The organism is Arthrobacter sp. Hiyo1 (assembly GCF_001263615.2).
Taxonomy (GTDB): Bacteria; Actinomycetota; Actinomycetes; order Actinomycetales; family Micrococcaceae; genus Arthrobacter.
In genome coordinates this window covers 148,176-157,861 of record NZ_DF952468.1, presented here as the reverse complement: position 1 = coordinate 157,861, position 9,686 = coordinate 148,176, and the positions used below count along the sequence as shown (strand labels likewise).

Below are 9,686 nucleotides of genomic sequence, written 5' to 3'. Positions count from 1 at the left end.
GGTTGTCCCGTGTCTGCTGTTCCCGCGTGAGATGTGGTGCGCCGTCGTACTGCACGGCGATCCGAAACCGCCGGTACCCCAGGTCCGCGGACGGCGACCACGGATCGTCCGGGTCGAGGCGGAGCTGCAGTTCCGGTTCAGGCAATCGCGCATCCGACATTGCGAGCCGCAGGAATGTCTCCGGAAACGAATCTGCTCCAACTCGCATGTCTTCAAGGGCGAGCCGGGCCTTCTCCACGCCTTTCATGTTCGGATGCTGCCGGATCAGGAGCCGCAATCCTTCCTTGGTGGCGTAGGCCTCCGTCCTTCCTTCAAGGCCAGGCCGAGGCCTACGGATCAGCTGATCGCCCATGGCAATCACGTACCGCAGCGGCAACTGATGCGCCAGGTCAAGCCACGTCCGGGACGGGGAGGACACCGGGATACCGTCTATCTCCGTGACTTCGCCCGGGAGGACACGGACTCGGTGCCCCGTCACCCCGGTCCGGCGGACCCGGGGAAGCTCATGGGGCTTGCTCAGGTGGACCGTCTCGCAGTCGCCCAGCCACGGAGGAAGGCCGAGCCGGGTCAGTACCGCGGCGCTCTCATGGGACACCCAGGCGCCCGGTGTTGCCGCGGCAAGGACCCGCGCCTGTTCGGCAAACTCAAAGTCACGACCCGCAGGCAAGTAGATCAGCCGCCCGCCGTCGGACATATCCCTGGCCCGGAGCCGCTTCGGAGCGACGCCAAGCACGCGGGATTCATAGACCGTGAAAGGACGGTCACTGAGTTCCTCCGGCAGCGGCATGATGCGGACCATGGGATCCAGTTTGTCCGCAATTTGACCCCGGCAAGGAGTTATCCACAGGCTGACTTCCAAGCAAGCCAACGCGGGGTCACTTACGGCCCATGTTGCCGCCCAACATGGGCCGTAAGTGACCCCGCGTTGGAATTAGAGTCCGAGGCGGGCGATCGCTTCTTCGCGCATGTCGATCTTGCGCACCTTGCCGGACACCGTCATGGGGAAGCTCTCCCTGATGTCGACGTAGCGGGGGATCTTGTAATGGGCAAGTTTGCCGCGGCAGAACTCCTGCACCCCTTCCAGGTCCAAAGCCGCTCCCGGTTTGAGGATGATGCACGCCATCAACTCCTCGCCGTACTTGGGGTCAGGCACCCCGATGACTTGGACGTCCTGGATGGCGGGATGGCGATACAGGAACTCCTCGATTTCGCGGGGATAGATGTTCTCCCCTCCGCGGATGACCATGTCCTTCATGCGGCCTTCGATGATGATGAAACCGTCCGGGTCCATCCGGGCGAGGTCGCCGGTGTGCATCCAGCCGTCGTCGTCGATGGCCTCGGCTGTCTTCTCCGGCTGGCCCCAATACCCGGCCATCACGGCGTAGCCCCGCGTGCACAGCTCGCCGATCCCCCCGCGTTCCAGGGTTTCGCCGGTGCCCGGATCCACGATCTTGGACTCGAGCCTGGGCATCGTGCGCCCTACAGTCGTGGTCCTTTGCTCCAGGGTGTCGGCCGCGAGGGTCATGGTGGATACGGGAGAAGTCTCGGTCATGCCGTAGCAAATGGCCACGTCCCGCATGTTCATCTCGGCGATGACACGCTCCATGACCTCGATAGGGCATAGTGAGCCGGCCATGACGCCGGTACGCAGCGTCGAGAGGTCGTAGGACGCGAAATCCGGCAAAGCCAGCTCGGCGATGAACATCGTGGGCACGCCATACAGCGAGGTCCCGCCGAAATCCTGCACGGCTTCCAGCGCTGCGGCCGGGGTGAATCCGCGGCCGGGAATAATGGTGGCCGCGCCGAAGCTCAGGGCGTTCAGGTTCCCGATGACCATGCCGAAACAGTGGTAGAAAGGCACCGGAAGGACCACGCGGTCGCGTTCCGTGTATCCCAACAGCCTGCCGATTTGGTTGCCGTTGTTGAGGATGTTGTGGTGAGTCAGGGTGGCGCCCTTGGGGAAGCCCGTGGTCCCCGAGGTGTATTGCAGATTGATGGGATCGTGCGGGTCCAGCTCCGCCATCCGAGCCTTGAGCGCTGAGGGGACGACGTCGTCCGCCCGCTTGAGCAGTTCGGCGTACGTCAGCTCGGCGTCAGTTTGCGGTTCGCCTGCGTTAAGCATGTCCAGTCCCAGATCGGGAAGAAACACGAGCTCCCGAAGCTCGGGGCAACTGGTCAAGGCCTCCCGGGCCATGGCCACATAGTCGCTGTTCTTGTCCGATGGCGCGGCCACCAGCATCCGCATGCCGTTCTGGCGGACCACGAATTCGAGTTCATGGCTGCGGTACGCCGGATTGACGTTGACCAGGATCGCCCCGACCTTCGCCGTGGCGTATTGCAGGATGGTCCATTCGGCGCAGTTCGGGCTCCAGATGCCTACCCTGTCACCCTTCGCGACGCCCATGGCGAGCAGCGCACGCGCGAGGCGATCGACGTCGTCGTTCAGTTTTTCGTAGCTCCAGCGCCTGGCCTCATCGCCCGGCACCACGGCGGCTTCGATGAGCGCGTCCCGCAACGGAAACCGCGCCGCGACGCGTTCGAAGTTGGCGCCGATGGTCTCTTCAAGCAGCGGGACGTCAGTGTCCCCGGCTGTGTAGGAAAGCATGAACGCACGCTACCAACTCCGGGGGGCCAAGAGAAGACTTTTGCTTGGAAGTCCTACAAAATATTTCAGGGCCTTGGCGGGCCAGCCGGTAATGTGAATCCCATGAGTGCACCCATTGACCTGCAGGCCACGTTCATCCCCAACGACGGCGAATTCTTCCGCGTCAAGCTCGCGCTGGAAATCGCGATCGACGAAGTGGTCAACGAACCCGGCTGCATCCGCTACGAGCTCACCGAAGCCAACGAGGACAAGCTGGTCCTGACCGAACAGTGGGCATCCGAGGAGCACCTCGACACCCATTCCAAGGGCATCGCCGTCCAGGACCTCAACGAATCCCTCAGCGCCCTGCTCGCGGAGCCGGTGAAGCTCGAGCGCCTCTAACTAGCATCGGCTCTTGCCCACTGGAAAGTGGGCAACAGCCGATGGCGTTTGCTAGGAGTTTTCGGCGCGCTGCTTTGCGATGTGCGCGTGGACCTCATCCATGTCGAGACCCTTGACGGCCTCGATGACCTGCTCCAGCTGTGGTCCGTTCAGTGCGCCCGGCTGGGAGAACACGAGGACCTTTTCGCGGAAGGCCATGAGCGTGGGGATCGAGGAGATACCGGCTTCGGCGGCCAGCTGCTGCTCGGCCTCGGTGTCCACCTTGGCGAAGAAGACATCGTCATGCTTCTCGGAAGCGGCTTGGTAGGTGGGGGCAAACTGCCTGCAAGGGCCGCACCACGCAGCCCAGAAATCCACCAGGACAATGTCATTGCCCTCGATGGTCGATGCGAACTGCTCGCCGGTGATGTCAACTGTAGCCATGCTTCCACGGTACGCGACCGCACCGCCTAAGTCGCGCTTGTTCGCTACCCGGCAAACCGGGAATAAAGCACGACGCCGGGCAGCTCGTTTGGGGCCGCCCGGTACCGTCGGCTAGTGCCAGAGGTGCGGGGCGGCCTTCCTGGCACCGGGGAGCGCGTTGTTCTCGCGCCACTCGTGGATCCATTCCGGAAGCTCGAGGTCCGCGGGGGGCTCGCCGAACTCGGCCAGGATTTCCTCCTGGCTCACGGGCCGGCCCTTGGCGACAAGCCGTGTGGCGATGTGCGCGCGGGCGTAGATCTCGCCGTCGGCCACCATTCGTTGTTCAAAGTAGATCGCCTTCGAATCGAGCCCGATGATCTTGGACTCGATGGTGTATTGCTGCCAGAGCTGCAACGACTTCCGGAACGCGATGGTCTCCCCAGCTGCCACGGGGCTCCAGCGGCGTCTGCGCATCTTTTGCCAGATCCCCGCGCGCACCATGAGGTCGAAGCGTCCAAGATCCATCAGCGAGAAATACATGCCGTTGTTGACATGCATCGCAATGTCGATGTCCGTGGGCAGCACTCGCATGGGCAAGGAAGACGTGCCCCAAACGCTGAGCCGGCTCCGCCTGGACGAGGTGAACAAGAGCAAGAGGGTTCGGAGAAGCAAATGCATAACCGCAATGTTACTCCCCAGTAACATTTCGGGACAGCCCCGTTTTGTGTGTCGCTACATGGCATGTCGTTTACCACCGGTTCACATGCCGAGGGAAGAATGTCTGAAAACAAATTGCAGAAGGCACCAAGGAGATCCCGTGAGCACCACCCAAACCATCAGGCCACACGCAGAGGTGTGGCCGGAACTTCCGCTCCACCAGGAGCTCGTGTTGCAGGACACCCGCGGCAACAGGATCGTAGGCACCTTGGACGGCATGACCGAGGATCGCAGCACGCTCTGGATCCAGTTGTCCGGAGGCCTGGGCCGGCAACTCGTCCATCACCAGGACGGTTACTGGCTGGAGCCGGGCAGCGCGAGCTAACTGGCTTCGCCGTCGACACGCAAAGTCCCTGTCGACACCGGAATTCGTGCGTCGAGAATCCACCAGCGCCGCGCAGGGGATTTTCCGCGTCGAACGGCCCCGCGCGCCTCGAACGGGGCCTCCCCAGAAAACACGGACAAAAAAATCCCCGGAACCATGTGGTTCCGGGGATTTAATTTTGTGGCAGATGAGGGATTCGAACCCCCGTAGGCGTTGCCAGCTGATTTACAGTGATTTCACCGTCATGAACCCGTGGTGAGTCCCCTGTCCTGGGTGGCGGAATCTAGCCGTTTTCGACGGGTTCAGCGCCCCTCTCTGGCGTCCTGTTTCCCCCACTGTCCGACGGCGGGTGCTCACCGGGTGATCACATGGACGCAGGCAGCGCCTTCTTCCTGTGTTCCTCAACATCCGACCAGGGGATCCGCACTTGGGAACTGGGTCCACCCGTCTTGTACGCGTTCGGGAAAGCCCCGCGTCTAGCGAGGACCCGGACGGTCTCAGGGTGAAGATTCAAGAACTCGGCAACCTGCTTTATTTTCATGTCTGGGCGCTCTGTATTCGTTGTCATGGTCCCGAAACTACAACGGACTACAGCCACCCCCGGCTATTGGTGCAAGTTTCCGCGGGTCAGCATTTCGAGTTACCTCAAGTTGGTCTTGACGAAAATGAATTGCACGCGACCGCTATTAAATACGCGCTCCTGCCCCTATGATCATGCTCATGAAACCAATATTGGGGGTAGCCGGTCATGAGTGAAAAACCGAGCCCGTCAGCCGTATACGTCGCCTTTGGAACGCTCGCGGTCATCGCAGGCGGAACCATGACCCAATCGGGGCCGTCATGAACGCAACTGAAGTGGTCGTCAAATACGCGGACCCTAAGTACTGGCATGACCCTGCTGGTCTTGGGTGGGATCTTGCTTGTCCTCGGCGCCGTCATGCTGGTCATCGGCCTCTACAGTCTCGCGGCCGGCGTCGACTATCTCGTGGCCAAGGCCCCGGTGGATGCACCTATGGAAGATGCACCCACCGAAGCCACATAGCGGAATTCGGTGGGCACGGAGCACCCCCACCATCCCGAAGGACGATGGGGGCGACTAACCGGCTTTACGCGGGGGCCTCAGCTACCGCCAGGACCAGCGCTTTGGAGCCTTACTACGTGTGATCGTTGAAGTCAGCGTTGGACCCGCTGTTCAGGCGAACCAGGTTTCCTGCCCGTATGGCGTCGTCCCTGTTCCAATATGTTTCGCTGGTGGCGAGCACTTTGTTGTTGCCGGTGGAAACGACGCGCCAGTAGTAGTGCTGATTTCCGGATGCTGCCTTGTGTAGTTGGTATTCGACTTGCGCGGCCATGATGTTGCCCCCTCATGTTGACTGCTAGGAAGGCAAGAATATGACGCACGGGAGGCATTGGCTAGGGCAATTACCCGGCCTTATCCAACGGCAACCGATCGGGCTGTCTCCCACCAGGCCGACGTCCCCGAGTCGTACCTGAATCGCACGGTCGTCCTCTTCGATGCGGTTGTGTCGGTTGGTGCCGAGCCGCCAGCAAACTTACAGTTAGCCGGCCATGCATAAGTCCGGCCTCCTGTAGCGTCCTGGATGTAGGTGAGGACCAATTCCTGACCGTTCGTTGGGTTGTTGATCGTCGTGCTTGTCGCGTTGGCCTGGAGCGTGATGTTCTGCGCGTTCCCTTGAGCGACATCGCAGGTCACGGCCCCATTGGAACTGAGGGTCTGGCTGCTCGACATCATGCTCCGGACGTTCAGTGGACCAATCTGATCGCGGTTGACGTTCTCGATCACTTTCATCGTCGATAGGCCACCGACCTGCATGAACGTGTTTGCGTTGCCATCAGCGGACCGGAACTCGAATGTTTCGCCGCCAGTACCAAGGGTCAGGGACTGGGTAACAAAGGAGCCGTCCGCGAGGGTCGTTGCCGAGCCGCCCGTTACACCAGTGAAGGACGTGGACGTGGTTCCTGTGTAGCTGATCGTTCCGCCAGCCGTGTAGAGGCTGCCGGTGGTCGGGAAGCCGGCCGTGGAGACCACATTCAGAGTGGTGACAGGCAGGGTTTGCGCCCCACTGACCTTGGCCTTGTAGCCTCCGGCAAGCTGTCGGGAGTTGGTGCCGTTGTTCAGACTTCCCCTGAAGACGTTGTACCCGAGGGTGACGTTCGAGCAGTAACCCAGTGGGACTGCGCCGAGAGCCATGTTGAAGAACCGAGTATGGAAGTCCAGACCTGTAATCGTGGATGCTGCTCCAGTATCGCCAATCTGAACGAGAGTCTCGCCCTGAACGTTTGTTCCGTAGATGGACCCCCCAATCCAGCGGATGTTCTTGGCGGTAACCCTCATTCCTACACCACCAGCGCCCGTGCCGTCGCAAACGCAGTTGACGAATGAAGCATCTTCGGTGCCAAGGTCGAAGTTATACACCTGGTTGCCCCAGTTGTGCATGTTTGTCACCTGGAGCGATCCGACGTTCCCCGATGTAATGAACCCCGAGCCACCATTGCGAGCACTGAACACGTTGGAAACCACGGAGTCATGAGGGCCTTTGAATGGCCACCCGTCACCAACGCAATCCGAAACGCGGACATTATTGATCTGCGCTTCGTTGTCATAGCCCGAGCTCGACCCGTACTCGGTGTAGAGCCCGCGGGCAGCGCCGTTCTGAATGACAAGGTTCTGTAGCCAGAAGGAGCGCCCATAGATTTTTAGGATATCGCCGCTGCTGTTACCTGCTTTGTTGCCGTCCAAGGTCATGTCATAGACGCCGAAGCGGTTGGGAGTCGAGTAAGCGGAAGGGCTACTGACACCAGTGAGGGCCGCGAAGTTCGCCGTCTTTACCAAGTCAGTGTTGGCACCTGACTTGAGCTTGAGGGCGGTGCCCCGGAAAGGCAGATTGGCGTCGGTATCAGAGAAAACGTCCCCGCCAGGGCCGGTGCCGCGCAAGTGGGTGCCGCCGTACAGCGTGAGCGTTGTTCCGACGATATACGTGCCAGTCGGGAACCAAACAACGCCGCCACCAGCCGTGTTGGCCGCGATACCGCCGCCATTGTTCGCTGCATCGATAGCGGCTTGGATGGCCGATGCGTCGTCAGTCGATCCGTCGCCCTTGGCACCGTAGGCCTTGACGTTGAAGAAGTAGTCAGCGAAGCGCACGTAGGCCCAGTTGGCGGGCGTGTAGCTAGCTCCCGATGTGTGGTTAGCGATGGCCTGCACGATGTCACCAGCAGGCGAGACTACCTGCTGCCCAGCCGTGTATGCCGTGGCTGTGACCCACTTCGGGATGGTGGTGGAAATCGGAGCGTACGTGCTGGCCGCTGTGGTCACATCCAACTTCGCGGCGATGGCTGTAGCTTGCGTCGTGGATACCGGCTTGTTCACATCAGCCGTGTTGTCCACGTTCCCGAGGCCGACTTGCGCTTTGGTGACAGCATGCGGGTTCGATACGTTTCCGGTGTGCGCGGTCAGGGCTGACGTGCTGGCGTAGTTGGCGCTGCCGGAGACGGGGGCATAAGTGGCGTCAAGCGCCGTTTTGGTGGCCCCGGCGACGACCCTGCCTGCGAGGGCCGCGTCGGGGACTGCGAGCGCGTCGTTGATGCCGCCAACCATGGCGTTCAGGTTGTCGGCATTCAGGAACGGGGGTCCGCCATTGACGAACGTGAGACCCACTGTCATTTTCATTTTCCTAACGTGTTGGTGGTTCGAGAGTTCTTCGGGCTTGTCAGCCTGTGAGCTGATTCCGTATCAATTCACAGGCCCGGATTCCTTGCTATTGCTGGGCACTTTCGGCTGGTGATCACAGCGTGAGCACAATCAGCGGGACGGGCGCCGTCTGGCGTCCTGGTTCGCCGCGCCGATGGCACCCACGACAACCGACTTGACCACGGCTTGGACTTCCTCCCCGGTGAAGGGATTCTGAACCGTGACCGAGACGTTTACCGCCCCATGCTGTTGCGGCGGGAGTTGCCCGGTCTGGTTCATGTAATTCAGGGTCGGGAGTCCGATGGAGTCCGCCGACGCCCGCTTCATCACAAACTCCCGCGGGGTCAGCCACGCCGGAACCGTGTCCGAACCTCTTGGCCCGCCGGGGTGACCACCGGAGGCAAGATACGCCACCGGACCGCCGTGCGCGTACCCAAGGAACGTGCCCTTGGTCGCCGTACCAGTCCCCGACCCGGGCGCCTCCGCTCCACCGGGAGTCGAAACGTAGCTCTCCTGCTCGCCGGTCACCGGGTTGGTGCGGGTGCCCATCGTGTCCGCTGTTCTCTGCGTGGACTCACGGGTGATCAGGTCAATCGTCTTGCCGTGGACCGCGTCAACATGGGCCTGGAACGCGGCAATGTCCGCCTCGGCCTTGGCCTTGTCGATCTCAAGCTTCGTAGGTGGCACTGACTTGGGAATGGTCAGCAGCTTGTCCACATAAGCGGTGACCGCATCCTTGTCCACCCCGTGGGCCACGGCGTTGTCGATGATCTGCGTCCGCATCTTTTCCATCTCGGCCTTGGCCTGGCCTGTGGAGTCATTCAGACCGCCGTTGGCCTCTACCACGGCTTGGAGTCCGGCCACCTGCGAGTTGAGCTGTCCCCGGAGCGCTACCGAGGCGGCGGACATGTCGCCGATGTTGGCCGTGGTGAACTTGATGGTCTTGCCGGTCTTGTCCACGTGGGTGCCCATGTTGGCGAGCTGGGAATCGAACGCGTTCTGTGCCTGGGCCGCCGAGATCGCTTTGCCGTTGAGTCCGTCGAGGGTCATTTTCAGCAACCCGGCTGCGTCGTTCTGCTGGACCATGTTCGCCGTGGTCTGGGCTGCTTTGTCTGCGAGGTCCTGCTGTGACTTGACCGCTGCCTGGTACACCGGCACGGACTCGCCATAGATGGATGCCTGGCCTTGGAGGGCGATCTGCTGGGCTGTCAGCGCCCCTGTCGTGGTGTTCATTGCGGCGACTTGGTCGAGGTTGTCTTGTTTGGACTTCGATATGGCCCCTGACTGGGCGTTCAGCGAACCGGTGACAATATCAATGGCCTTGGCAGTGTTCCTCTGGGCTTCGGACTGCACCAGGGCGTGGCTGGTCGAGGAGATCACATTCTGGGTGTTGTCCTCCTGGAAGGCTTTGCCCTTCTTGACCGCGTCGTTGACGATGTCCTGCGCCCCGGCAACCCCCATCAGGGCGTCAGTCAGGACCGTCTGAGACACGCCGAGGGTGCGGGCAGCGTCGTACGCCCCGGCGTCGGAGAGGGCTTGGGCCG

The 9,686-nt window shown here is 61.5% G+C and carries 11 protein-coding genes; 3 read left to right on the top strand and 8 right to left on the bottom strand.

Annotation, left to right across the window (positions count from 1 at the left end):
* On the bottom strand, positions 1-799 hold a 799-nt coding region (locus AHiyo1_RS00640; protein ID WP_059387277.1), incomplete at its 3' end, for a hypothetical protein.
* A gap of 132 nt (positions 800-931) precedes the next feature.
* Complete coding sequence (locus AHiyo1_RS00635) at positions 932-2,605, bottom strand: AMP-binding protein (RefSeq protein ID WP_059387276.1); 1,674 nt, start codon at positions 2,603-2,605, stop codon at positions 932-934.
* 102 nt (positions 2,606-2,707) lie between these two features.
* Here AHiyo1_RS00635 and AHiyo1_RS00630 point away from each other — a divergent pair, with 102 nt between their 5' ends.
* Positions 2,708-2,986 carry a putative quinol monooxygenase gene (locus tag AHiyo1_RS00630; RefSeq protein WP_059387275.1) on the top strand — a complete coding sequence of 93 codons (279 nt, stop codon included), beginning with the start codon at positions 2,708-2,710 and terminating at the stop codon, positions 2,984-2,986.
* A 51-nt stretch (positions 2,987-3,037) separates the two neighbouring features.
* Here AHiyo1_RS00630 and AHiyo1_RS00625 read toward each other — a convergent pair whose 3' ends face one another.
* Positions 3,038-3,409 (bottom strand): thioredoxin family protein, encoded by a 372-nt coding sequence (locus AHiyo1_RS00625; protein ID WP_059387274.1) that lies wholly within the window; start codon positions 3,407-3,409, stop codon positions 3,038-3,040.
* 111 nt (positions 3,410-3,520) lie between these two features.
* Entirely contained in the window at positions 3,521-4,066 is a 546-nt protein-coding gene (locus AHiyo1_RS00620) for an acyl-CoA thioesterase (protein WP_059387273.1), read from the bottom strand.
* A 139-nt stretch (positions 4,067-4,205) separates the two neighbouring features.
* On the opposite strand from AHiyo1_RS00620, the gene AHiyo1_RS00615 reads away from it, so the two are divergent.
* Positions 4,206-4,430 carry a hypothetical protein gene (locus AHiyo1_RS00615; protein WP_059387272.1) on the top strand — a complete coding sequence of 75 codons (225 nt, stop codon included), beginning with the start codon at positions 4,206-4,208 and terminating at the stop codon, positions 4,428-4,430.
* A 364-nt stretch (positions 4,431-4,794) separates the two neighbouring features.
* Here AHiyo1_RS00615 and AHiyo1_RS28120 read toward each other — a convergent pair whose 3' ends face one another.
* The gene (locus AHiyo1_RS28120) at positions 4,795-4,971 is read right to left on the bottom strand and encodes a helix-turn-helix domain-containing protein (protein WP_445286182.1); all 177 of its coding nucleotides are present in this window, start codon (positions 4,969-4,971) and stop codon (positions 4,795-4,797) included.
* A 348-nt stretch (positions 4,972-5,319) separates the two neighbouring features.
* On the opposite strand from AHiyo1_RS28120, the gene AHiyo1_RS24335 reads away from it, so the two are divergent.
* On the top strand, positions 5,320-5,472 hold the full coding sequence (locus AHiyo1_RS24335; RefSeq protein WP_172465458.1) for a hypothetical protein: 153 nt from the start codon (positions 5,320-5,322) through the stop codon (positions 5,470-5,472).
* A gap of 112 nt (positions 5,473-5,584) precedes the next feature.
* On the opposite strand, the gene AHiyo1_RS00605 is transcribed toward AHiyo1_RS24335, so the two are convergent.
* The 3 genes from AHiyo1_RS00605 to AHiyo1_RS00595 all read right to left on the bottom strand — a co-directional run.
* Positions 5,585-5,782 (bottom strand): hypothetical protein, encoded by a 198-nt coding sequence (locus AHiyo1_RS00605; protein WP_059387271.1) that lies wholly within the window; start codon positions 5,780-5,782, stop codon positions 5,585-5,587.
* An 80-nt stretch (positions 5,783-5,862) separates the two neighbouring features.
* On the bottom strand, positions 5,863-8,115 hold the full coding sequence (locus tag AHiyo1_RS00600) for a glycosyl hydrolase family 28-related protein (protein WP_059387270.1): 2,253 nt from the start codon (positions 8,113-8,115) through the stop codon (positions 5,863-5,865).
* 138 nt (positions 8,116-8,253) lie between these two features.
* Positions 8,254-9,686: hypothetical protein (locus AHiyo1_RS00595; RefSeq protein WP_172465457.1), on the bottom strand; the 1,433-nt coding region annotated here is incomplete at its 5' end.

Excerpts from the sequence above, each read along its gene's own strand:
- AHiyo1_RS00635 (WP_059387276.1), bottom strand. The coding sequence starts at position 2,605 with ATGCTTTCCTACACAGCCGGGGACACTGACGTCCCGCTGCTTGAAGAG.
- AHiyo1_RS00630 (WP_059387275.1), top strand. The coding sequence starts at position 2,708 with ATGAGTGCACCCATTGACCTGCAGGCCACGTTCATCCCCAACGACGGC.
- AHiyo1_RS00625 (WP_059387274.1), bottom strand. The coding sequence starts at position 3,409 with ATGGCTACAGTTGACATCACCGGCGAGCAGTTCGCATCGACCATCGAG.
- AHiyo1_RS00620 (WP_059387273.1), bottom strand. The coding sequence starts at position 4,066 with ATGCATTTGCTTCTCCGAACCCTCTTGCTCTTGTTCACCTCGTCCAGG.
- AHiyo1_RS28120 (WP_445286182.1), bottom strand. The coding sequence starts at position 4,971 with ATGAAAATAAAGCAGGTTGCCGAGTTCTTGAATCTTCACCCTGAGACC.
- AHiyo1_RS24335 (WP_172465458.1), top strand. The coding sequence starts at position 5,320 with ATGACCCTGCTGGTCTTGGGTGGGATCTTGCTTGTCCTCGGCGCCGTC.
- AHiyo1_RS00605 (WP_059387271.1), bottom strand. The coding sequence starts at position 5,782 with ATGGCCGCGCAAGTCGAATACCAACTACACAAGGCAGCATCCGGAAAT.
- AHiyo1_RS00600 (WP_059387270.1), bottom strand. The coding sequence starts at position 8,115 with ATGACAGTGGGTCTCACGTTCGTCAATGGCGGACCCCCGTTCCTGAAT.